Origin of the sequence: uncultured Subdoligranulum sp. (genome assembly GCF_963931595.1) — a bacterium.
Lineage (GTDB): Bacteria > Bacillota > Clostridia > Oscillospirales > Ruminococcaceae > Gemmiger.
The window spans coordinates 2,806,815-2,830,114 of sequence record NZ_OZ007030.1; the positions used below are offsets into that span (position 1 = coordinate 2,806,815).

General features: G+C 51.6%; 22 protein-coding genes and 2 pseudogenes. 20 read left to right on the forward strand and 4 right to left on the reverse strand.

Translation table 11 applies throughout. The features are described from left to right. Nucleotides 1-16 precede the first annotated feature (16 nt). The 5 genes from srtB (at nucleotide 17) to ABGT73_RS13410 (ending at nucleotide 5,104) form a co-directional block, all read left to right on the forward strand. Complete coding sequence (gene srtB / locus ABGT73_RS13390) at nucleotides 17-763, forward strand: class B sortase (RefSeq protein WP_346670152.1); 747 nt, start codon at nucleotides 17-19, stop codon at nucleotides 761-763. Nucleotides 764-837: 74 nt separating this feature from the next. Further along, entirely contained in the window at nucleotides 838-1,548 is a 711-nt protein-coding gene (locus tag ABGT73_RS13395; protein ID WP_346670153.1) for a Spy0128 family protein, read from the forward strand. A 111-nt stretch (nucleotides 1,549-1,659) separates the two neighbouring features. Further along, on the forward strand, nucleotides 1,660-2,394 hold the full coding sequence (locus ABGT73_RS13400; RefSeq protein WP_346670154.1) for a hypothetical protein: 735 nt from the start codon (nucleotides 1,660-1,662) through the stop codon (nucleotides 2,392-2,394). Nucleotides 2,395-2,423: 29 nt separating this feature from the next. Next, nucleotides 2,424-4,331: a SpaA isopeptide-forming pilin-related protein gene (locus ABGT73_RS13405; RefSeq protein WP_346670155.1), complete on the forward strand. Its 1,908-nt coding sequence runs from the start codon at nucleotides 2,424-2,426 to the stop codon at nucleotides 4,329-4,331. Next, nucleotides 4,328-5,104 carry a class B sortase gene (locus ABGT73_RS13410; protein ID WP_346670156.1) on the forward strand — a complete coding sequence of 259 codons (777 nt, stop codon included), beginning with the start codon at nucleotides 4,328-4,330 and terminating at the stop codon, nucleotides 5,102-5,104. The genes ABGT73_RS13405 and ABGT73_RS13410 overlap by 4 nt, the downstream gene beginning before the upstream one ends. Before the next feature lie 164 nt (nucleotides 5,105-5,268). On the opposite strand, the gene ABGT73_RS13415 is transcribed toward ABGT73_RS13410, so the two are convergent. Both ABGT73_RS13415 and ABGT73_RS13420 read right to left on the reverse strand, forming a co-directional pair. Further along, the gene (locus ABGT73_RS13415; RefSeq protein WP_346670157.1) at nucleotides 5,269-6,657 is read right to left on the reverse strand and encodes a glutamate synthase-related protein; all 1,389 of its coding nucleotides are present in this window, start codon (nucleotides 6,655-6,657) and stop codon (nucleotides 5,269-5,271) included. A gap of 283 nt (nucleotides 6,658-6,940) precedes the next feature. Next, nucleotides 6,941-7,558, reverse strand: a complete 618-nt coding sequence (locus tag ABGT73_RS13420; protein ID WP_346670158.1) for a hypothetical protein — start codon at nucleotides 7,556-7,558, stop codon at nucleotides 6,941-6,943. Nucleotides 7,559-7,714: 156 nt separating this feature from the next. On the opposite strand from ABGT73_RS13420, the pseudogene ABGT73_RS13425 reads away from it, so the two are divergent. Then, nucleotides 7,715-9,091, forward strand: a pseudogene (locus ABGT73_RS13425) (NYN domain-containing protein). An 81-nt stretch (nucleotides 9,092-9,172) separates the two neighbouring features. On the opposite strand, the gene ABGT73_RS13430 reads toward ABGT73_RS13425, so the two are convergent. After that, the gene (locus tag ABGT73_RS13430; RefSeq protein ID WP_346670159.1) at nucleotides 9,173-10,153 is read right to left on the reverse strand and encodes a hypothetical protein; all 981 of its coding nucleotides are present in this window, start codon (nucleotides 10,151-10,153) and stop codon (nucleotides 9,173-9,175) included. A 252-nt stretch (nucleotides 10,154-10,405) separates the two neighbouring features. Here ABGT73_RS13430 and ABGT73_RS13435 point away from each other — a divergent pair, with 252 nt between their 5' ends. The 10 genes and pseudogenes from ABGT73_RS13435 to ABGT73_RS13480 all read left to right on the forward strand — a co-directional run bounded on the left by ABGT73_RS13435 (nucleotide 10,406) and on the right by ABGT73_RS13480 (nucleotide 20,197). Beyond that, nucleotides 10,406-10,720 carry an HTH domain-containing protein gene (locus ABGT73_RS13435; protein ID WP_346670160.1) on the forward strand — a complete coding sequence of 105 codons (315 nt, stop codon included), beginning with the start codon at nucleotides 10,406-10,408 and terminating at the stop codon, nucleotides 10,718-10,720. Between the two features lie 704 nt (nucleotides 10,721-11,424). After that, nucleotides 11,425-13,386, forward strand: a complete 1,962-nt coding sequence (locus ABGT73_RS13440; RefSeq protein WP_346670161.1) for an ATP-dependent DNA helicase — start codon at nucleotides 11,425-11,427, stop codon at nucleotides 13,384-13,386. A gap of 27 nt (nucleotides 13,387-13,413) precedes the next feature. Beyond that, nucleotides 13,414-13,797, forward strand: coding sequence for a hypothetical protein (locus tag ABGT73_RS13445; RefSeq protein WP_346670162.1), 384 nt, complete (start codon nucleotides 13,414-13,416; stop codon nucleotides 13,795-13,797). Nucleotides 13,798-13,815: 18 nt separating this feature from the next. Continuing rightward, nucleotides 13,816-14,199: a recombinase family protein gene (locus tag ABGT73_RS13450; RefSeq protein ID WP_346670163.1), complete on the forward strand. Its 384-nt coding sequence runs from the start codon at nucleotides 13,816-13,818 to the stop codon at nucleotides 14,197-14,199. Between the two features lie 40 nt (nucleotides 14,200-14,239). After that, on the forward strand, nucleotides 14,240-14,413 hold the full coding sequence (locus tag ABGT73_RS13455) for a hypothetical protein (RefSeq protein ID WP_346670164.1): 174 nt from the start codon (nucleotides 14,240-14,242) through the stop codon (nucleotides 14,411-14,413). Between the two features lie 192 nt (nucleotides 14,414-14,605). Continuing rightward, nucleotides 14,606-16,309 carry a recombinase family protein gene (locus ABGT73_RS13460; RefSeq protein WP_346670165.1) on the forward strand — a complete coding sequence of 568 codons (1,704 nt, stop codon included), beginning with the start codon at nucleotides 14,606-14,608 and terminating at the stop codon, nucleotides 16,307-16,309. An 87-nt stretch (nucleotides 16,310-16,396) separates the two neighbouring features. Beyond that, nucleotides 16,397-17,230, forward strand: a complete 834-nt coding sequence (locus ABGT73_RS13465; RefSeq protein ID WP_346670166.1) for an Rpn family recombination-promoting nuclease/putative transposase — start codon at nucleotides 16,397-16,399, stop codon at nucleotides 17,228-17,230. A gap of 59 nt (nucleotides 17,231-17,289) precedes the next feature. Further along, a pseudogene (locus tag ABGT73_RS13470) lies at nucleotides 17,290-17,481 on the forward strand (transposase); the annotation flags it as partial. Between the two features lie 320 nt (nucleotides 17,482-17,801). Beyond that, complete coding sequence (locus tag ABGT73_RS13475) at nucleotides 17,802-18,707, forward strand: tyrosine-type recombinase/integrase (protein ID WP_346670167.1); 906 nt, start codon at nucleotides 17,802-17,804, stop codon at nucleotides 18,705-18,707. A 113-nt stretch (nucleotides 18,708-18,820) separates the two neighbouring features. Continuing rightward, entirely contained in the window at nucleotides 18,821-20,197 is a 1,377-nt protein-coding gene (locus tag ABGT73_RS13480) for an SIR2 family protein (protein ID WP_346670168.1), read from the forward strand. Here ABGT73_RS13480 and ABGT73_RS13485 read toward each other — a convergent pair. Next, nucleotides 20,161-20,928 (reverse strand): toll/interleukin-1 receptor domain-containing protein, encoded by a 768-nt coding sequence (locus ABGT73_RS13485; RefSeq protein ID WP_346670169.1) that lies wholly within the window; start codon nucleotides 20,926-20,928, stop codon nucleotides 20,161-20,163. The two genes, ABGT73_RS13480 and ABGT73_RS13485, sit on opposite strands and share 37 nt — an antisense overlap. Nucleotides 20,929-21,041: 113 nt before the next feature. Here ABGT73_RS13485 and ABGT73_RS13490 point away from each other — a divergent pair, with 113 nt between their 5' ends. The 4 genes from ABGT73_RS13490 (at nucleotide 21,042) to ABGT73_RS13505 (ending at nucleotide 23,288) form a co-directional block, all read left to right on the forward strand. Continuing rightward, on the forward strand, nucleotides 21,042-21,245 hold the full coding sequence (locus ABGT73_RS13490; RefSeq protein ID WP_346670170.1) for a hypothetical protein: 204 nt from the start codon (nucleotides 21,042-21,044) through the stop codon (nucleotides 21,243-21,245). Beyond that, complete coding sequence (locus ABGT73_RS13495; RefSeq protein ID WP_346670171.1) at nucleotides 21,200-21,853, forward strand: hypothetical protein; 654 nt, start codon at nucleotides 21,200-21,202, stop codon at nucleotides 21,851-21,853. The genes ABGT73_RS13490 and ABGT73_RS13495 overlap by 46 nt, the downstream gene beginning before the upstream one ends. A gap of 25 nt (nucleotides 21,854-21,878) precedes the next feature. Then, entirely contained in the window at nucleotides 21,879-22,172 is a 294-nt protein-coding gene (locus tag ABGT73_RS13500; protein ID WP_346670172.1) for a hypothetical protein, read from the forward strand. Nucleotides 22,173-22,367: 195 nt separating this feature from the next. Beyond that, nucleotides 22,368-23,288: a hypothetical protein gene (locus ABGT73_RS13505; RefSeq protein WP_346670173.1), complete on the forward strand. Its 921-nt coding sequence runs from the start codon at nucleotides 22,368-22,370 to the stop codon at nucleotides 23,286-23,288. The last annotated feature ends 12 nt before the right edge of the window (nucleotides 23,289-23,300 follow it).

The following is a 23,300-nucleotide window of genomic DNA, read 5'->3' on the forward strand; positions in this document are numbered from 1 at the left end:
AAAGGAGGTACCCCTCTTGCACACAGCGGCCAAACTGGCACGCGCCGGTGATCGTCTGGTCAGCATGGTGGCGGCGGCATTGATCGTGATCATGCTGCTGTTCGGCGGCTACTCGCTGTGGGATACGGCTATGGTATTCCAGGGCGCGTTCTTGGACAGTGACCTGTTGCAGTTCAAACCTGCCGCTGACGGCTCCGGCGACAATCCCACGCTGGCGGAGCTCCAGGCCATCAACCCGGATGTGGTAGGCTGGCTGAGCATCGACGATACCCACATCGATTATCCCGTCGTCATCGGCGACGATGATATGGAGTACGTGAACAAGGATATCTACGGCGACTTTGCACTGTCGGGCTCGATTTTCCTCGATAGCGACAATGCCCGGGATATTTCCGACCCGTACACCCTCGTCTACGGCCATCACATGGATAATGGCGCCATGTTCGGCGATGTCGTCGAGTTCGTCAATACCGATTACTTTGAGGCTCATCCCACCGGCACGCTATATTTGCCAAATGCTACCTACAGCATCGAGCTGTTCGCCTGCCTGGAAGTGGATGCGTTCGACAGCATGGTGTACGATCCGCTGCGTTACCCCGACGGGAACGTGAGTGAACTGTTAAATTACATCGATGAGAACGCGGTGCAAAGCCGGTATATCGGCGTGACACCGCAGGATAAGGTGATCGGTTTGTCCACCTGTGCAGAGGCGGAAACCAACGGTCGTGTCGTCATCTTCGGGCGGCTGGACCGCATGAGCTGACAATATGGGCGGGGGCCGGGGCGCGGCCACGCGCCCGCCTCACCCCTGGTCCATCTTGAAGGAGGTACCAAAACATGAATCAAGCACTACGGAAACTGAGTGGATTGCTGGTCCTTCCCGTGCTGCTCGCGGCCCTGCTGTTGTTGCCTGTCCGCGTCAACGCGGAGGAAGTGCCCTATGAGTGCTCCGCTGATTTGCCGGTCAGTGTTGAACTGAACGGTGACAACGACGAGCAGTTCCACGTGACGATCGATTTGGCGGAAGGCATGGACGAAACCACCCCGCTGCCAGATGAATCCGCTGCCGGTCTGATGATCGCAGGCGATGCCAGTGATACGTTCCACAATTTCTACTTTACCGAACCTGGCGATTACAGCTATGTGGTGAAGCAGGAAGCCGGAGATACGGCCTACATGAGTTATGATGATACGGTTTATACCGTGACGATTCGTGTGACCAACGCTGATAACGGAGGCCTGCAAAGCGAAATTTGGGCCACCACTGATGATGACCCCAAGGCCAAGGTGCGGGAAATCTCGTTCCTGAACACCTACGCCCCGCCGGCCCCGGCCACACCGAAGCCGGATGACCACCCTGAGATCGAGCAGGCCATCAAGGACGGCACCTGGGGCGCAACGCCCACGCCGACCGCAGTCCCCTGGTTTGTGCCGCAGACCAGCGACGCTTTCCCGCTGATGGGCTTGGTGGTCATCCTGATCGTTGCAGCGGTTGCCATGGTGGTGCTGATTGTAGCCAGAAAACGGAAAAGCAAACAGGACGAATAACGAGTAGAACTGAAACGGGCTGAATAAGCCAAAAAGAAATGCTGCCGGACGGTAAATGCTGACTGGCAGCATTTTCTTTCAACACAAGGAATCGGTAGAAGGAGGCGCACAATGAATACTATGTATGCAACCGGCAGCAAATCGATCCTCTGGCACTTAGTAAATGCAGTCATTTTGACAGCGTTCCTCTATTTTGTCGGGATATATCCCATCGATTTGCTTGCACTGCAAATTTCTGGCCCGCACAACACAATTATTGCGGGAATTATCATTGAAGTCTCCTTTACGTTCCTTTCCTGGCTTATTTTAGAGGCGTCGAGAGTCTTGGAGTCACAGCTGTTCTGCGTTCAACGTGAAGCGGTGGGAACATTTCTCTGGGAAGGAAGCGACATCATTGAAAACGAAAATGACCTGGAAGCATATACGATGAATGCATATGCATTTTTTAGCACGGAAGGAATCCCGGTTGACATGAGAATCACGAAAGAGCAGTGCGAACGATTCTTTACATATAGCAATGCGTACATTCATCGCTTGAAGCTAAACGGGGCCAGCGATCAAAAATATGAACGGGCAGAACGTCTCTGCATGGTTGCGGTAGAAATGGCGTTGCTTTGCGCTGTCGCAGTGCTATTTACAGTAGGGGCATATTTTGCGGACCAAACGGCAGAAACGATTGTTCGGTCCAGCATTGCAATTGCAGTGTCCCTCTTGGCCGCTTATATTGCGGCTGAAGCGTACAAAAGCGCGGTAAAGGCATGGGTATGTAATGTCCAGGCGGTTTATGATGATTGTGTTAAAAAATATGACCCGAAATTGAACGGAAGGAATTATAAATCAGTGTAAATATCGCTGCTCATCAGGATGTATGATTCGTGAAAGGATCGTTGATGACAATCGAAAAGAGAATTATAAACCTAAAACGAAGTGGGCTGACCCTTGCGCTATTTCTAATTATATGCGTGCTGTTCGCCCTGCCCGCCCACGCCCAGGCCCCGCAGAACAACTACTACTATCCCGGTTATGACGCTGCGGCCAACGGCGAGATCGACCTCATGCGCTACGTCAAGTCGGTTACGCTGACCGTAAACGGGCAGGAGTACACCCCACGGCAGTTGCAGGAGATGAAAAGCAACGGAAAACCGCTGGAAATGCGGGTCGGGGATGCCGCTTCGATCAACTTTCGCTTTGCGCTGTGCGGGCGCGCCTATGCGGCCGACGACCCGACGCGGCTCGATGAAGCGGCCTCGACCCAGACCGTGTACGCCAACGGCACGACCTATCTGAACGGCGAGACCGTCGCGGCCGGGGCGGCCGGCATCTTGGACGATTCCTCGCTGATGGTCGAGAATACGACGGCCGACAACAGCTTTCTACGGCTGGGCATCGGCTGGCTGCTGGATTTCGGCCCCGACGATGTCAGCATCAACTACTCGGAGGGCGGGGTCTCCTTCGCGCAGAAGGGCGACGCGCTGTATTTATATTTCCCGAACGGCATCGGGTCGGACACCTACGCCGACCCCGGCTACTTCTCGCTCGGCGTCACGCTGGGCGAGGTGATCGACGAGATTCGCGTGCCCGGCACGCCCGGTTACTATGTGCCGGGCGGCGAGGACTGGGTGTTCCCGATCCACATGGTGGAGTCGACCGCGGACATGGAGGGCGCGATCAGCACCTACGGGGATATCCTTGTTAAGAAGGTCTGGCAGACCGGCGGGCAGGCTCACCCCGACGCGACCGTGATTTTGCACTACACCGAAAACGGCGAGCAAAAGACCGCGCGGCGCACGCTGTCGGGCGACAACGCGACGGCCAGGTTCACGATCCGCAGCGGCATGACCGACTGCTGGCTCGAGGAGGACATGAGCGGGCTGGATGGCTATACCTCGACGCTGACAACGAGCGAGGACGGCAAGACGTTCACGTTTACGAATGCGTCGTCCAAGACCGTCATGGTCAGCAAGCGCAGCCTGACCGGCACCGGCGAGCTGCCCGGCGCGAAGCTCGAGTTGTATGTGCTGTCGAGCGACGGCACGCAGACGCTGATCGACCGGTGGACGTCGGGCGAGACGCCGCATGAGGTGGAGCTGAACCCTGGGCGGTTTTTGCTGCACGAGACGCTGGCCCCGGCGGGCTACGCGATGAGTTTGGATATTCCGTTCACGCTGCGCGAGGATCTGACCGTGCAGCTGGACGGCGACACCGGCGCGCTGGAAGGCGACACGCTGGTCGTGACCGACGCGCCGCTGGAGGTACGTTTTGCCAAGGTGGATGAACACGGCGACCCGCTGCCCGGCGCGGTGCTGACGCTGACCGACCAGACCACCGGCGAGGAGATCGACCGCTGGACGACCGGGAGCGAGCCGTACGTCATCACGGGCTGGACCGAGAACGGCACCGCGCTGATTGCCGGGCATACCTATGTGCTGCACGAGGAGAGCGCGCCCAACGGCTACCAGACGGCAGCGGATATCACTTTTGTGTTCAACGGTGACGGCACCATCCCGGACCACGGGTACCATACCATCCAGATGGAGGACAAGCCCGAGAACCCGCCGCCCAGCCCGACGCCTTCTGCGCCGCCGCCCGGCAACACGCCGCCGGGAGACACCCCGCCCGGCGATACCCCGCCGGAGCGCGTCCAGACCGGCGACAGCCCCTGGATGTGGGCGTGGCTGGGGTTGGGCGTGCTATGTCTGTTTGGAGCCGGTTGCACGGCACTGTACTACCACCGGCGGGCGAACATACCAGCTTATTTGCGATTGGGGATGCGGGACAGATGATGAATGAAAATAGAGCGCGTCTGCTGCGTCCGCCTTCAAAGATGTGGCTGGTACTCAGTGCTGTGCTGTTGCTGGCAGGACTGGGATTCTTAGGTGCATTCGGCTATGCGCAATACCAGTATTATAAGAGCGGCAGCCTTTATACAGAGTTACGGCAGGTCGCTGTGTCTGCTGTATCAGAAACAGAGCAGACGGAACAAATCGACTTTACGGCCCTGCAGGAGATAAACCCCGACGTTGCAGCGTGGATCGAGATACCGGGGCTGGATCTTTCGCTGCCGGTGGTACAGGCGCAGGATAACCAGACGTATTTGCACCGCAGCTTTGACGGCAGCGAATCCCCGGCGGGCTGCCTGTTTTTTGCCGCGCCCACCGGCGGCGACGCGGACCTGTACCGCGTGATCTACGGCCACAACCTGCACAACGGTGGCATGTTCAGCGGCCTGCTGTGCTACGCCGACGCGGAGTTTTGCCGCGAGCACCCGACCTTTACGCTGTACACGCCGGAGGGCGCGCAGACTTGGCGCATCTTCTCGGCCCACACCGCCACAGACGCGACCGACCTGTACCGCACCAACCGCACGCCGGGCGACGATTACGACTCCTTTTTGCAAGAACTGCAGGCAATGTCTGAGTACGACACCGGCGTTGATTTGCCGGGAAGGGCCCAGGTGCTTACCCTTTCCACATGCTGGAGCCCTTATGCCAGCGGCCTGGAACGGTTTGTGGTGCATGCGTATCGGGAAAGTTCGGTAATCCAGCAAGAAAGATAAGGGCGAACTGCAAAGGAAGCACAAATAAACGGCATCCGTGTTGGCTGCAAGATTTGTATCTTGAAGTCGTTTATTCAGCGGATGCCGTATTTCGTGCTTGCCAGTGAGTTTAACTGAGAAAAAATGGCTTTACAAAGAAAACGATACTCAAAAATTATCGCAACTTAAGCGTGGGGAATGTCGGTGTACTCGCTGATCTCCCGGCTGATGGTGCACAGATCCTCCACCGACAGTTCATGCAGATCTGCATGCCCGGTGATGCGGGCGAACATCTTGAGCTCCTCCAGTGAGACATTCAGGAAGTTGGCCACCCGCTGGGCGGCAGCATCCTCGTGTAGGCGGGCACGCAAATCGGGGTCTTGCGTGGCAATGCCCATCGGGCACATGCCGGTGCCGCAGATCTTGTACTGCTGGCAGGCCAGGGCGATCAGCGCGGCGGAGGCAATGGCGACGGCGTCCGCCCCCATGGCGATGGCCTTGGCGAAGTCGGAGGAGACCCGCAGCCCGCCGGTGATCACCAGACTGATATCCGAGTGGATGCTGTCCAGATACTTCCTGGCCCGGTGCAGCGCATAGATGGTGGGAACGCTGGCGGAATCCCGCAGCAGCCGGGGCGAGGAACCGGTGGCACCGCCCCGGCCGTCGATGGTGATGAAGTCCGGTTCGGCGTACACACAGAAAGCCAGATCCCGCTCGATGCGGCCGGCGGCAATTTTCACACCGATGGGCCGCCCGTCGGAGGCATAGCGCAGCTGGCTGACCAGCTGTTTCAGATCCTCTTTGGTCTCGATGCCCGGAAACCGGGAGGGCGCGACGATGTCCTGCCCCATCGGCTTGTTGCGGATCTCGCTGATCTCCCGGGTCACCTTCTCCCCGGGCAGATGGCCGCCCATACCGGGTTTGGTGCCCTGGCCGATCTTGATTTCGATGGCGTCGGCGTTTCTCAGGTTTTCCGGCGTGACACTGTATAGGTTGCCCACATATTCAAAGATGTACTTGTCGGCGGCCTGCATCTCTTCCGGCAGGATGCCGCCCTCGCCGGAACACATGGCAGTGTGGGCCATGGCGGAACCCTTGGCCAGCGCCACCTTCGCCTCTCGGGAGAGGGCCCCGAAGGACATGTGGGAGATGTACACCGGATTTTCGAGGATCAGCGGACGCTTGGCTCGCGGCCCGATGACGGTTGTGGTGCGCACCGGGGCGTCCTCCTCCAGCGGCATCGGGTCCAGCTGGGCACCTAAAATCAGAATGTCATCCCAGTTTGGCATCGGCAGTTCGGTGCCCATCGCGGCCGACTGGCTTTTGCCGGTCACGGCCATTTCGTGGATTTCCTTCATATACCGGCAGGCAGGATCTTCGCGGACAAATTCTTTTGGGTATTCCAGTTTGAGAGTTTTGGGGCGCACCGGCTCGGTGCCGTGGTCCTCCTTATAAAGAGTGAATTTTTCGGTGGGCTGGTGGCAGACCGGGCACTCCTTCAGGGCCGAGAAGGGAGCCCCCTCGGACTCTTCGTCATAGATATACCCGCATACGCTGCATCTGTATTTTGCCATATTGTGCGCCTCCTTACTCTATATGATGAAATGGTTTAGGATTTAATCTTAATCAAATTATACCATAGGAACCGTGCCTGCAGATGCCAAAGATTGTGTTTGGAATTTGGGCAATCTGACAAAAGTGCGCGGGGAGAGCCAAGAAGCCTTATATATAAAAAGTAGATACGAGTAAAATTATTGGATCGCGCAAGCAGAAAGAAGAACAAAACTGAAGGCCGGGAGGTGCGTAACTTTCCCGGCCTTCGGTGGGGCTGTATCTACAACAAAATCCAAATGAGGTTTATACACCTCGTTCCTTCATCTCTTCCAGCAGTTGCACACGATAGTCGCAATCTAGGATGATCCGATGAAAATCCATGACGCGCTGCTCACGGAACAGCTTGCGCGCAAGCCGTGTTACTGGATGGCGAAGCGTTTTTTGCGAGATACCTTTCTCAAAGTAAAAGGCTGCCCAGCTGAAAGCGTCTTTCACCTTGTCCGAAGCGGCAAGCTGGGGCACAACTGCGTTGGCAAGCAGAGTGACTGGGTCATCGGCAAAGCGTTCCAGGAGCTCCTCCGGCTGGCAGTATTCATAGACGTTTACTCGTCGGGACAAAGCATCCCCGGTCATCAGGTAACGCGCTTGCAGGTCGCGTGTCAGGTCGATGGAAATATCGCCCAAGCCGGAAGGAATGTCAATGCTCTCGAATAGCGTAAGGTGATATGGGATGCCGTTGATTAACGTTTGTGCCTCAAAGATGTGGGAGACGCAGGCAGGTTCCTCCTCAATCACGTCCTCGTTCAGCAGGCTGATGGGATTGTAGTATGTACAGCCCCAGTGGACCTTGCCTTGCCTCGTTTGCTCCGCAAGCTGGCGGAACATCTCCTGCTTTTCTTCGTGCCAAAGCTCATCGGCCATAATTCGTACTCCCTCAATAGCTGGTTTTGACAAACTTGTACCATATCAGAAAGATAAAATCCACAATGGACAATGAATTCTCGACCGGGGGCGACAGGCGGTGTTCTATCTGCTATAATAAATGACAGAAAGTAGAACGGATTTGGGGACACGTATATGAACATTACATTGACATCAAGTTCCAATGAAAAGAAAATCTACCAGGACAGTACCTACGAACTGGTCTCAAAAATAGCCTATCTTCTCGGTGTACCGAAGCGGATTTTTGAGAATGAGCATGAGCCGCCCCAGATCAGTGTTTATGATGCGATGCAGCAGCAAAAGAGCGCACAGATCATCAGGAACCTGTCCATTGTGCGTTCCGGCATTTTGCGCAATTACCGGACCATCAACAAGAAGATGCACGCCGAGTATAAATCTATTATCTCCATGGCGGAGTTTGTGCCGACGGACTGTATACAAAAGCTGGAGGAGGAAGGGATCCACTTTATTAAGAAGTCGAGCACCAAGCTCTATCATCATGTCATCGAGCTCAACCGCGTCATCTGCGACAGGATCAATAACTGCAAGCCGCTTTTCCCGATTTGGCTGAATTGGAAGTATGTGCAGGACCTTTTTGTCATGCCGGACGGTTTGACGGAGACTGGAGCCCTCAATGCGGTGGCATCCTTCATGCGATATTTGCAGGATTACCCCTATCAGATGTACATGAACTGGATACCCTGTGACGCGGGCAACATCTTGTATAATGACAAGAAGTTCGCCACGCTGCTTTACCAATGGCATGGGGACACTTTTACAGAATACAACCGCGTATCGGATGTGAGCGGGTATGTGAAGGGGAGCATTCACGAATATCTCAGCGCCAGCGAACACACCGTGATCGTGGTCGATTGCGAAAACTCCGACCCGTATAAGTTGTGTGCTACTCTGAAAGGACTGGACCACAAAAACATTGCCAAAATCGCTAAGATCATTTTGTTTGACGATGTCCATACAGCATCGGCTTGGCGGATCTTGGAGAGCTTTACGAATATCCCGGTCGAACATATCCTGATCGAGCGGGTCAAACAAAACAAATCGTTGGTTGACATCATGCTGACAGCGCGGGCCTGTCAGGAGCACTACCAAAACCACGTGGACTCCTTTATCATCGTGTCCAGCGATTCGGATTATTGGGGGCTTATCTCTTCCTTGCCGGAAGCGAGATTCCTAGTCATGGTGGAGCGGGAAAAGTGCAGTTAAGCCATGAAGCACGCGCTGTCAGAGTCTGGAATTTTCTATTGTTACATTGACGATTTCTTTTCGGGAAATTCTGATGAGATCAGGATGAGCGCGCTGTTCAAAGAGATGTATCAGTATTTGGACCATGCGATACACCTAAACGTAAACGATATGTTTGCGGAGGCCCTGCAGGCAACGCGGATCACTATGACGGACGCTGAGAAACGGCAATTTTATGATCGGTATATCCGTTCGCTGAGATTGAACATTGACCCGGAGGGAAATGCCAGTATTGACTTCAAACATTAGCAAATAGAGTATAGCCATGGAAGCGCCTCTTGCAGTAATTGCCAGCAAGGGGCGCTTCCACATTTGTTATCGCCAAGATTCTCATCTCCGCTGGGCCAACGCCAAGTCATTCCAGACATCATCTGCCTTGTCGGTTAGGTGGATGTCGCGCTCACTGGGGCACAAGTGAAGTGCTTCGGAAATATGTTCGTCCTGAAGGGAATAAAAGCCATACAGAGAATTGATCACACCCATTGGATAGAACCTTGTACCAAAAGGAGTATCCGAGGTCGTCATCACAAAAGCTAGTCCGCCATGATATGGATCGATTCGTTCACTGGGAAGACGTTTTGTATTCATTGTGAAAATCAGTTTCCGGGAATCGTTTCCTTCGTCGCTGCGAAAAACAATCAGTATAGAGCAGTCTGTGACCTCTACGTTGCCTTCGAAATAGTAATAGCGGCGTCCCTTCCTGACGAACGGACTGCTTTTTGTGTACGCACCTTGGAAAATCTTAAAATCAGTGGGGCTTGGTGTGGGATTATTGAAAAATTTTCGAAGGGAAGGATCTTTGAAAGCCTCATCAGTACGTATGCTAGTTATCAGGAACGCCTTTAATACAGTGCCTGCCAAATAAATTTTGAGTATAGCGCCGAAGATGCCATTTGCCTCGCGCGAAGCCGGATAGTAGCAATTGTACACGCCGATGTAATCTTCGTCATGGATGGATGTCCCTCGACGTTTATACATTGTACTTTCGGAAAGGTCTTCATGTAAAAAGGTCCATGGGGTGATTGCTGGAGTGAAGTTCGCGTTGAAGAAATCAACGATCTTAAAGACTGTATTGCGACTGGGAACATAGCCATCCCGTGAACAGGCAAAGAGGGTTGCACGACTGGGCAGAAATTCATGTCCTCGAATCCGTGAATTGACATCGTAGCTGTCCCTTTCGCTGTCTGCCAGGTGTGGAGATGTACCTAAAGCTGTCCACATAAAAATGTAATTTGTTTTGAACCGCTGCAATTCATCTTCGGAGATGGTGTTGTGGCGGTTACTTTTGCTCAGAGTAAATGGTCCCTGCATTATGTTGTGTCCTCCCCATAAAACCACTGAACAGGTCACTTGAGAACAATTATACTCAAATTTATACTAGAATTCAATGCGCTGATATACTTTTTGTATTTATTTCCCGATGTGACCGACGTATACTCAAAACGATATAACTCCAGAGCGATTGGGCATTAAAAAAATCTGGAAAATTTATCTAAATAAGACAAGTTTTGTCGTATTTAACCTCTATGATGATTTCAAGGCCAAAGAAAGAAGGTATCGTATGTGGATGCAGAAGAACGCCGCAAGGAAATTCTGCATCAGCTCAGTTTGACAGGCCAGGAGACGATGGAAAATTTGGCAATAATGTTCGGCGTTTCGACACGAACGATTTTCCGAGATGTTGAACACTTGTCGATGAATCACCGTATTCGGTGTGTGCGCGGCAGGCATGGTGGCGGTGTCCTTTATGAAGGCAGACGTATCATCCTTTCGCAAAAACATTACCAGCTTCTGGAACGACTGTCAAAAGGGCTTTCAGAACAAGATACCGAAACCATGAAGGACATCATGGACGCTCTGGCCCTACGCGGTGCATGAATACGCTGCGTTACCTTGACAACTGCATACCCAGCACGGCAGGTACGAACCTGCCCCAGTGAGCAACACAGGAAGATACGCCATAATGTGTCATTCAGTGCATAACCAACTATGCTGAATTACGGCATAATGCATGGAATGTCACCGAGCGAACTATATCTGTCCTCCAAGCAGTCCGAAGTGTAAGAACTTTCGGCAGGCTGTTTTGCCATGACCTGGGGCTGGCCCACAATGATACGCCTGTTGCCCCGCACGTCAGACGGGGTGGCCGGGCCCAGGTTGCAATCCTTAGACCTTCGCCTTTGACCAGTGAGCGGCTGTCCGCCAGCAGCCCGCCTGCCGTGTTCCCTTTGGCAGCACCAAACGATTCACCATACCGCTCTGGCGGCTGCGAGGCGCCGACGGCGTTGAGAAAATGCTCAATCATACATACAGTATGATTTGCGCTTTTCTCTTAGCCGTCAGCATCTCTCGCTCGCCATATCGGCGCGGTGAATCATCCGGTACTGCCGGATGCCAGGGGCGCGAGCAGCAAATTTGGCATACACGTTGTTACTTCTTTTCTTCCTTTCTTTCTTTATTACGACCTCAACAACCCCATGTGTTGATGTCGAACCCGTGCGGCGCAGCGCAGCAAGCAGCTGCGCCGCATCATTTTGCCATCAACCGAAACAAAGCGGGGTGATTCTTTGGACGGGATAGAGATGACCGGGTACGAAATGGCGCACCAGCAAGCAGAACAGCTTTTCCGAACTGTGCTGCCTTCTCAGGGTATGGCGGTACGGGAAGGGCAAATCCAGCTCTGCCACGCCATGCTGGATGCACTGTTTGGCAGGGAAACGGCCCTCTGCGATGCCGGCGTCGGCCTGGGAAAGACCTATGCCTATCTGGCAGCCGCCATCCTGTGGCAGAATCAAAAGCCGCTTGCCATGCGAAAGTCCATTGTCCTCTCCACTGCCAGCGTGGCATTGCAGGATGCAATCTTGAAAGAATACATCCCGTTCCTGTCATCCGCTCTTTTGCAGTACGGTTTTATCCACAAGCCGATCCTTGCCGTGCTGCGAAAAGGAAAAGAGCGGTACGCCTGCGACCTGCGTCTCCGCAGCCGCCAACAACAGATCGCCCTGAGGGGTGAACGGTTTGCGCGGCGGCTGGCCACCTTACAGGAGGCCAATACCTGCCTGGACCTGGACCAGATCGCGGGGCTGTCGCGCTATGACCGGCGCAGGATCTGCGTGCCGCAACGCTGTACCAGGGATTGCATTGGGAAAAACCACTGCCGGTACCAGAACTACCTTCAGGTGGCGAAAGACCCTGCCATCCGGTTCCAGGTGTGCAACCACAATTACCTGCTGGCAGACGCATCCCACCGCCAAAACGGCTGGAAGCCGCTGCTCCAGGATTACAGTGCGCTGATCATTGATGAGGCGCACCGCCTGCCGGAGTCCAACCAGCAGATGAACACACGCGCTTTGACGCTGCAGGATCTGCAGGCTCTTGCAGACCGCTTGCAAAAGGAGCGCCTGACAGAGCTGACTCAGCGGCTCCGCAGGAGTGTGCAACGGTTAGCTGAAGCGTTTGCATTGCGCCATGAATCGCGGAACGACAGCGTTCCGTTTGCATCGGATGCACAGCAGCTCCACGTAATGGCAGATCTTGAACAGGCACTGCGGGGATGCGGCCACACAGGCGACAGCGGTATCGACCAGACCGCCCGGCGGTTGGAAAACCTCGTCCATCTGTTCCTTGCCCACCAGCCTGACCAGATTGCCTATATCCAATATAGCAGTGGAGCAGGGCAGCAGGGCGCACAGTTTGCAGGACTGTATACGGTTCCCGACGATTTACCGCACTGCCTGTACAGCGCCCTTTGGCGGCGGGAAAAACCTGCCATCCTAACCTCCGGCACCCTGGCGGCGGGGCAGGATTTCGCACACAGTAAACGTCAGTTGGGATTGGAAGCCAGCGTGCCGGTGCGAACACTCCAAGTTCCATCCCCGTTTGCCTACGCCGAGAACGGCCTGCTTCTGTTTCCGCGCCCGCCAACCAAACACCGGCGCAGGGTAGTCACCAACGAGCAGCTGACCAGCCAAATCGAACAGCTCGTCCTTGCCGCCCACGGCCATACGCTGGTGCTGTTCACCTCGTATGACCAGATGGGTCATGTGTATGAGCAGTTGGAAGGGAAACTGCCGGTGCCGCTGTTCAAGGCCCCACGAGGCGGGCAGTGGTTTGTGGAGCAGTTCAAACGCTGCAACAATGCCGTGCTGCTGGCCGGCGGCCCCTGCTGGGAGGGCGTGGACTTCCCCGGCGATATGGTGTCACTACTCGTAATCGCGCGGCTGCCCTTCCCGGTGCCGGACCCGGTACGGGAAGCCCAGCGGCAGCAATACCCAGACCTGCACAGCTACATTCAGGCCGAGATCGTACCGGAAATGCAGCAGAAGCTGCGGCAGGGCTTTGGCCGTGCTATCCGCACCGAGGCCGACAGCTGCGTGGTAGCCATCCTCGACCCGCGGGCCGCGCCCGGCGGGCGCTACCACCAGGTCGTGCTAAATGCGCTGCCGGAGGGCATCCCGGTCACAACCAAAATTGAGGACATCGAACCATTCCTTCGGGCACACAAAAGCCCGGATTATTTTTTGACCAATTCCAATCACAATTAACACAGGATAACAAAATGGAGGAACACCATGAGAGCAATCTGTTTTATCCAGGAAGTCAAAGATTCTGACCTGACCATGCGCCAGCAGCAGTTAATTTGCCACCGGGCGCTGCGAAAGCTGCAATGGCCCTGCGTGATGGAGCTGTTTGCCCAGGCCGGCAGCGAGGCTCAGCCGCTCTCGCTGCGCCCCGGCATGGTCGACCTGATGCGGGCCGCGGCGGCGGGCGAGGTGGATGTGCTGATGGTGATCGATACAGAGCACCTGCACTGCGGGCAGGCGGAATTGGACGGCCTGCTCATGTCGCTTCTGCAATATGGCATCCATACATTCGGGGCTAAGAACGGCCAGTGGATCGAGCCGGCCGGTCGCCACTGGATGGTGCTGCCGGGATACGATGAGACGGACGAGTGAACGAGGGAGGGGAGAACATTGCATCAGAAAAAAGACCGGGCGTTGTTCTATCCCCGCGCCTGGGTTTATGTCAGATCGAGGGATCGTCACCGGCTGGCGGAACAGAAACTGAATACGCTCCAGGCGGCTCAGCAGCAGGGGTTCGAGATCGTCGGCGTCAGTGAGGACCGGTGCGGACGGCACAGTATCTGGCGGCCGGGGCTATTTGCCATGCTACGGGCGGTGCGCGCACGCCTGGTGGACGTCGTGGTTGTACCGCGCCTGTCCCGGCTGGCTGTTCATCGGCAATGGTTGGGTTGGCTGCTGCGGATGTTCCATAAGCGCGGCGTAACAGTTGTCACAACCGAGTACGAGCTTCGGTATGATCTCTACCGGCATGGATTGGATGGGGTTCTATTATAATAAGTTATCACTGCCTTACAGTTTGAGGAAAATACATACGATGAAAACGGTGAAAGAACTGCCGGATGGCAGAACGGAAGTGGAGACAGTCATCAATGGCTGTAACGTAACGGTCGTGTTTGCCAAAGATGACAATCCCGAAGTGATGAAAAATGTCACAGATTTGATCATGGGCGCCTACGCCGAGCGAAAAGCGCGAGGAGCACAGGAATGAGCAGTCCGGGAGCGACCCTTACAAAGAGGGCTGCTCCCGGCCTATTTCTGTTTATGATGGATAAAATGTCGATTTTATGCCGAAAATTCGGGCGGCCTTTCTCCGTTATGGTGATAGCTATTCAGAGCGTTCTATAGTATGGTTGTGATAACGGGAAAGCCATGCAACACACAGAGGACAGAGGAATGCGCAATGACTTATACAAACCAACACGGGGAACAAATCGAGATCTCCCAGGCCGACCAGCAGTGGCTGGACGATGCCTATTTTACGGCGCTGCAATGCCGCCTGCCCGCGGACGCCAAGAGGGCGGCGCTGGAATACCGGGTCTCAACCAAAGGCCAGGTCGATCACGATGACATCCCGATGCAGAAGATCGCCTGCCGCAAGTTTGCCCAGCAGCAGGGCTGGCGAGTGGTGATGGAGAAGGCGGAAAAAGGTGTGTCCGGCTCCAAGGTGTCCGCCAGCAAGCGGGATGTGATCCAGGAACTGCGAACCGCGGCCAGCAACAGGGAGTTTGATGTCCTGCTGGTCTATATGTTCGACCGGCTGGGGCGCATCGAGAGTGAGACGCCGTTTGTACTGGAATGGTTTGTCCAGCACGGCATTGAGATGTGGAGCACTCATGAGGGCCAGCAGCGGATCGAGAGCCACGGCGATAAGCTGATGAACTACATCCGCTTCTGGCAGGCGGCGGGGGAGAGCGAGAAAACATCGATGCGCACCCGCGACCGCATCCGCCAGATCGTCTCGAGCGGGCACTATGCCGGCGGCTTCGTGCCCTACGGATATCGCGCCGTAAACAAGGGCCGGGTCAACAAGCGTGACCAGCCGGTCAAGGATCTGGAGATTGATCCGGAAGAAGCCGCCTGGGTGCGGGAAGTATTTGAAAAGGTCGCCAATGAGGGTGCCAGCGGCTACGCGATGGCCCGGATGCTCAATGAGCGCGGCCTGCGCACCCGGCAGGGGGCCAAGTTCCAATCGGTCAATATCCGCCGCCTGATCCGGCATGAAGGATATACGGGCTATATCATCACGAGGGCAGCTAAGTCGGAATTTATGCCGCAGCTGCAGATCATTGATGACGATCTGTTCGCCAAGGCCAACGAGCGGATGGACAGCCGCTGCAAAAACGCGGCGGATAATAAAAACGCTGCAAAAAAGAGCGATAACCCCTGTTTGCTGGCGGGCATCGTTGTCTGCGCTCATTGTGGCGCGAAGATGTCGGCCTTCTTACATAAGGATAGATATAAGCTGGCGGACGGCACCATCAGGGAGAACGTGCAGGCCAAGTACAACTGCTACCAGCGCGGCCAGCACCTCCGGCCCTGCGATGGGCAGGCGCTGTATCTGGCCGAGAGGGTGGATGCGATCGTGCTGGGCTTGGTCGACCAGATGTTCCAGCAGATCAAACAGGAACCCTATGACCGAAGCATTGAGCAGCGCATCCGCCAGCAGGATGCCGAGCTGAACCGCAAAAAGCAGGCCGTCGAGAAGAAAATCCAGGCAGCCCAGCACAAGCAGCAGAAATACGAGGAAGAGATCGTCCGCTGTCTGGATGGGCAAAGTGCCTTCTCAGAGACTACGCTGGCCCGCCTGATCCAGCAGGCCGAAGCCGAGGTGCAGGAGGCGAAAAATGAATATACCGCGCTATTAAAGGACAATTCCAGCCGCACCACCGTTCAGCAGATCCGCAAATACTACGATGAGTTCCTCGGCTGGGCCAACGAGTTCGACCTGGCATCCATCCCGCGCAAACGCACCATTCTGGCACAGCTGCTGGAACGGGTGGAGCTGGGGAGAGGGTATCGGGTCAGGATTGTGGTGAGGGGAAGTTACCAGCAGTTCCTTGCTGGTGAAAACGGTGACAAGCTGGAAATGCTTGAAGGCGCATAAACATTTAACAACTTAGCCCTTGAAACAGGCACGACTTCCATATACAATGTAATTAACAGATCTCAATGGTGCAAGGATGTGGTGCAGATGAACCAAACCGAACTGCGGCGCAAGTATCGCTATTATGACCAGATTCAGCAGTTCCGACTGATCGACGATACCTTCATGAGCGTCGTGTTCCAGGATGTGGGTTGCACGCAGTTCCTGGTGCGCACGATTTTGCAAGACGACGATCTGACCGTGACCAAGGTGGAGACACAGAACTCGCTCAAAAACCTGCGCGGCCGGTCGGTGCGGCTGGACATCACGGCGCACGATGCGACCGGCAAGATTTACAACATCGAAGTCCAGCGCAAAGACGCCGGCGCGCTGCCCAAGCGGGCACGGTACAACAGCGCGATGCTGGACGCCAATGTGACTAAGCCGGGCGACGAGCTGGAAAATCTGCCTGAAACGTATGTGATTTTCATCACGGAGAACGACTATTTCCAGAAATCGCTACCTCTCTATCATGTAGAGCGCACGATCCAGGAACTGTCGAAGCCGTTCCGAGATGAAGCGCATATCATCTATGTGAATGGGCAGTATAGAGGCAATGACCCGATTGGTTCGGTCATGCACGATTTCTTCTGTGCCGACCCGAAAGACATGAACAACGAAATTCTTGCCGATGAAGTGGCGAAATACAAAGACACAGACAAAGGAGTGAACAGTATGTGCCGCATTATGGAAGAACTGACGAATGAGAGCCGGGCAGAGGGGCGTGCAGAAGGGCGCGCAGAAGGACGTGCGGAAGGGCGTCTGACAAACTTGCTGGAAAATGTCAAGAAATTTATGGCGCGAGGAATGAGCTTCGATGAAGTGGCTGACACACTGGAGCTGAGTGAAGACGATAGAAAGTTTGTACAGGATAACCTGTAAGACAGCAGAGGGCGGTGCATAGCTATTTGCACTGCCCTCGCTTTTTACATTGCATAACAAAGGGAAAAAGCAGCCTGATGCTGTACGAGAAATTCCCAGAGCTGAAATTCAAGTATCGCAATATGGAGTTCTGGTGCAGAGGATACTATGCGGATACAGCAGGGAAGAATGATAAAAAGATTGCAGAATACATTCGGCATCAATTGGAAGAAGACCAGGCGGGCGAACAGCTGACGATGGGAAACTTCTAAACAGCCCGCTTACGGGTGGCAAGTAACACTCCTTCGCGGCTGGCAGACCGTACCAACGCGACGTGACGCGTGCGTTAGTAATCCAGGGTTTCACCCGTCTGTGCAAAACCCCCGGCTTCGCCGGGGGATATTTATTGTTGCCATTTAAATTGTTGAAACCTTTCCTTTTTCAGCTTAAAAGGAACACACGCATTGAACCAATTCTCCCGAGATTATATTATTTTTCTGAGAGCGTAGCCAGAAATTGACCAAACGGTACGCAACATAAAGAAGTGTGCGGGCTACTATGAAACTACATGATATACTCGGGAGGCTTAGGGATGAAGACACTGGCACTTTTAATTTCGGATTATTTAGTAGCGGCAGAACAGCAGAAGAAGCTGTCACTACATACCATAAAGGCTTATAGAATCGATTTACAACAATTTGCAGAGTTTACGCAGGGCAATCTGGCAGACACCGATATGCTTCGTGAGTATGTTATTCACCTAAACAAAAATTTTTCTCCACGTTCAGCAAAAAGAAAGTTAGCAAGCATTCGGGCCTTTTACAATGATATATGGACTTCTGGAATTATTGACCTTAATCCATTCGAAAAGCTTCGGCTTTGTATACACTCGCCCCAACAGCTTCCTCGTATCATCCCACAGGAAACAATCGAAACTCTCTTGCAATGTGCTTATAACAAATATAAGGGGGATCGAACAACATTAAGGGACATTGTTGTTCTGGAGTTGCTGTTCTCTACGGGTTTACGTGTTTCTGAGCTATGCTCATTATCCAATGATAATTTTGATCTCAAAGAAAACAGTGCTCGCCTTTTGATTAATGGAAAGGGAAGAAAAGAACGAATTATTCAGCTTACGACTCCAGAGCTGATTACCCTTTTACACGTTTATTGCGACGTATACAGAAAGGAAATCTTAAAAGGGAATTCCATATTGTATAACCGAGATGGCCGCCCGTTATCTACACAGTCAGTCCGTCGAATCATCACCAAATATTTACGAGTCGGGCACATTTCAGCACATATAACTCCTCATATGTTCCGCCATACGTTCGCCACATCACTTTTGGAAGCTGGGGTTGATATTAGATATATTCAGTCGATGTTGGGACATAGTTCCATCGCTACTACTCAGATCTACACCCATGTAACCACTCAAAAACAAACACTGCTTCTGGCAGAAAAGCACCCACGCAGCAAGATGAGTTTCTCCATCTGATGAGAATCAGCGTCCCCTCTAGCCAAAGGTGAATTGACAGATAATTCTAAATTATCGGCTGCTTTCATCGGATAGCTTATTTCGAAAGATAAAAACAAATTGGGGGATGCAAAATGCCAATTGGAAGAGCTCAATTCATTGCACAATTTGCAAAGCAGGCTTTAGATAGTCGTATTTCGCTTTTTCTTGGAGCTGGTGGGTCATGTGATGTGGGCTATCCTAATTGGGCCGCTTTATTTGCTCCTCTTGCTCAGGAGCTTCAAATATCAACAAGCGAATCAACAAATTATTATCAATTGGCACAGTATTATGTTAATAATTTTGGCTCGGCTGCCCTCCGGCAGAAAATTAATGAACGGATAAACCGAAACCACTATCAAAGCGAGCTTTTAAGTGAGTTGCTCAATGTTGGGTTCAATAATATTTGGACCACAAATTTTGACAACGCATTAGAAATGAACTACCAAAAGAGAGGGATCTTAACAAATAAAGTATTCAAAGATCCAGATTTTTCAAATGTGGATTTAAGTAAAAGAATCAATATTTTCAAGATGAACGGCGATGTTTCGAATTTGGATGGTATTGTAGCCACACAAAGTGATTTTGAAGCGTATGCCGATAGTCATCGTGTGATGTTGATGTTTTTTAAGCGTGAACTCATTTCCAATACATTTCTATTCATTGGATATAGTTTTGCAGATCACCTTGTGTTGGACTGCCTAAGTGAAATCACACGATACTTAGGGGAATCCTCTAATTACCACTATACCATCATGAAGAATGACAAAAAGGACCCTTACTTTAATTACTTTGTTGAGGACTTGGAAAAGCGGTATCATATAAGAGTTCTTCTTGTTGATAAATATGAAGAAATCCCAGCTGTATTAGCAGACTTGAATGAGCGAATTCGTTGTAAAAAGGTGTTCTTTTCTGGAGCATTTAGTGCTTACAACCAGTCAATTGAAGAATACTCTCACGGATTTTCGCGTCATGTTGCGTCTTCCGTTCTTGCGGCAGATTATCGTATCGTCAATGGAATCGGTAGACGCTTTGGAACACATTTAATCGGCTATGCAACTGAATATTTGGCGAAAGAAGGAATCAAAGACATTGAGCGGCATCTGATCATTAGACCCTTTGTTGCACATGATAGTGATGCCGAAAAGAAAAAAAGAGCTGGAAGGGAAAAAATTATTGGTCAATGTGGGGCAGCAATTTTTGTATTTGGGGATCAAGATCATAACGGGCAGAATAATATGAGTGGAGTCATGGAAGAGTTTGAAATCGCACGGCAACAACATAAAACTATTATTCCGATTGCCTATCCTGGTATGGTCTCTAGTTCTATTTGGGATATGGTGAAGCAGAGTATAACGGAGTACCCCTACCTGGAAGGCAAAATTGATTTTCTTACTTCTGACTATCCGGTTGATAAACTCGCAGAAATTATTGTTCAGATTTTGGATTCCGTATCATCCTCCAAATACTGATTTACAAGTATACATATACAATTTTCCAAAAGCCATAATTCTCTATAGTCAATTGGCAAATTGAGTTTTGCTTCAGAGAACAAGCGATTATACACACAGTTCACGATATGCATAGGGGGATTATCAGGCAACTTTTTCGAATTGGTCATTACGAGAAAAATTGAATATAGTATTGCAATCCGACCATTGAGATTGGATTGGTCGATTTGGAGATAGCTATAAAAGAGTGCTGCTATTGGAGCTGAGAGTAAGTTTGCGCCGACGGAAATGATATCCTCTACTCGTTTTATTGTGTATGTACTTAGAACATCCCCAGTTATTTTACACGCAATATGGTTGCAAATATCCCTTGTTCCAGAACTTCTATTAGCTTCTTTGAAAATAATATCTTTTACCCAATACAAATCTTTTGGAATTTTCGAAGGTGACAATTCATATAGTATTGGGAATACTGTTATTTCTTTACGAAAGAACCTCTCCCCAATAATGGCGAATTCCTCCATAGCACAAATAGAGTCTTCGGTATTTTCACTTATGATGATGCAAGCATAAGTGGATCTTCCGGCTCCATCAATGAGATTCTTTTCTGTACGATTATCGCCAAGCAATAATTTTTGACGGTCATACCAAGTGGAGATTCCGTAGTTTTTTAGATGGTATACTATCGGCTCTGCGATAGTATACCGATCTTCTGCAGCAAAACCGACAAAGACACAAAAGGGCTCACTCATACCATGTCATCCTCCCTAAACGATCGATAATTTAGAATTATCAGCTGTTTATATTATATCATAATGGCACTGAACAGCCAAGGTGAACTGACTACGGTGGGGACCCTGCCAGCGTGCTGAACGCCACCTATGTGGAGACCTCCGCCGCGGTGACCGGCATCTATGTGCAGGCGTTGGACAACTTTACCGCCGAACTGGTTTACACGGCGGAAGATGGTGTGACGCTGACCAAAACGCTGGATGTTGTCGTGACAAAGCGCCGGGCAATGACATGGCCATCAGCACCTATGAGGAACGCCCGGTGCCGGACGTACTAACTGGCAAGATCACATCGTTGCAACAGGTCAACGGTACCTGGCTGATTTGGTTTGACGGCCAGGAGGCCTACTGCTGCACCCACGATGCCCTGGGCATGCCCAACGGCTGCCCGACCTACACCTACGCCTATACCTCCATCATCATGGCCGGACAGATCACACCGGGTGACCATTATGGCAACCAGGTCAATATCTGGGGCGCGCTGGGCCAGCTTACGTTGAACCAGCTGGCGGTTCAGCACAAAGCGCATATCATCTATGTGAACGGGCAATATCGGGGTGCTGACCCGATCGGGTCGATCATGCATGATTTTTTCTGTGCTGATCCGAAAGATATGAACAACGAAATTCTTGCCGATGAAGTGGCAAAATACAAAGACACGGACAAGGGAGTGAACAGTATGTGCCGTATCGTGGAAGAATTGACGGATGAGAGCCTCAAAGAAGGAATGGCGAAAGGCCGCACAGAAGGCAGAGTGGAAGGTCGGCTGACAATGCTGCCTGAGAATGTCAAAAAGCTTATGGCACGCGGCATGAGCTTTGATGAAGTGGCCGATACGCTGGAATTGAGCAAAGACGATAGAAAGTTCGTACAGGATAACCTGTGAAAAAGTAGAGGGCGATGCATGGCTTTTGCAGCGTCCTCGCTTTATTATGTGGGATGGATTCATCAAGATTTATCCGATTGGTGAAATCAACATCCTGGACAATGCGAAATCCGACCATGATGACTATGACAAGATGCAGGTGACGCTCCTTTGCCTGGACGGAAAGCCCGCCGGCAAGGAAAATGTGGTGGGAATGTTGGATGTGGCGCTCGCCAATGGAATGCCGACTGAAGAAAAAATCCGGCAGCTCGAAACCAAGTATGACATCAAAGTATCTTCTATTTATGGTTGCAGGAAGGAACGAATGAGAGCCATTTAACATTTGAAATTTCGGAAATTATAAATTGGTGGAGTTGCGACAACGGTGTTATTGATTTATAGGTGCTGAAGTCGAGTCTGAATGTCCTTGAATGAAGAGGAATTCTTGAAATAATATCGCTTGGGGTCAGGATATATGATATAATAAAATATATATCGAACTCGGTTTTTATCGGATCAAAACGGGGACATACTTATGATCGAAGCGTGTAGAGTTGTTATCTTAGGTATTATTGAAAAACAACTACAAGAGAAATTAGAGGCAATTAACGAACGAAGACTCTTAAACGAATTAAAAAATGAAGTTGACCGGAAAGTTTCAGCTTTAATGAACAAAAACGATGGGACAGTACTTACGTCTCAAGCGTTTAGTGAATATCTTGAAAATTGTAAACCAATCGAGACCATTATCTCTGCGCTTTGTGATTCTGGATTTGAGCCTTGTGGCGTGCGCGAATTAGAAGAGAGCGTGCCATCACAGTGTGCTGCTACGATTAAAGAAAAAGGAAAAAGTATTCCCGCGACGGAAATGGACTTGATCAAGCAGTTTTTTGGGGTTGTGATAGAGGTAGTAGTTAAAAAAAATCGAGGAGGTAGCACACTGGGAGAGCGGGCGATACAAGCGGATCTTAAAGACGTTGGAGATAGTGTGAAGCAAGTATCTGCTAAGATTGATGATATTTGTGATACTTTGGAAAGACAACAGTCACCGTCTGTGGACCAAGAAAAGAAACCTCTCGACATTTTAATTGATTCTTTCAATAAATTGATTCAAGAGTGTAAAATTATTGAGATTATGCAGGATGATCCACTTCCCGTGATGCCATTTGATTACTGTAAAAACATGGATGCATTTTGTTCAGCGGTTGAAACATTATTACAAGAAAATATCCTTTTGAAAGAAGAGGAGACTTATAAGGCAATAAAGAAGTTCTCTGATCAGATACATGATTATAATCTTTATTTAGGTCTTAAGATGAACCCTACAGGAACAGACTCTGTCGCCGTCATTTCAGTCGATTGGTGCGAAAAAATGCGTGAACAAATAAAGAATATGAAAGTCAGAATTGATAAATGTCATAGAGCTATTTTTTCTGGACGTTCCATGTTTCCTTGAAAACGCTTTTAG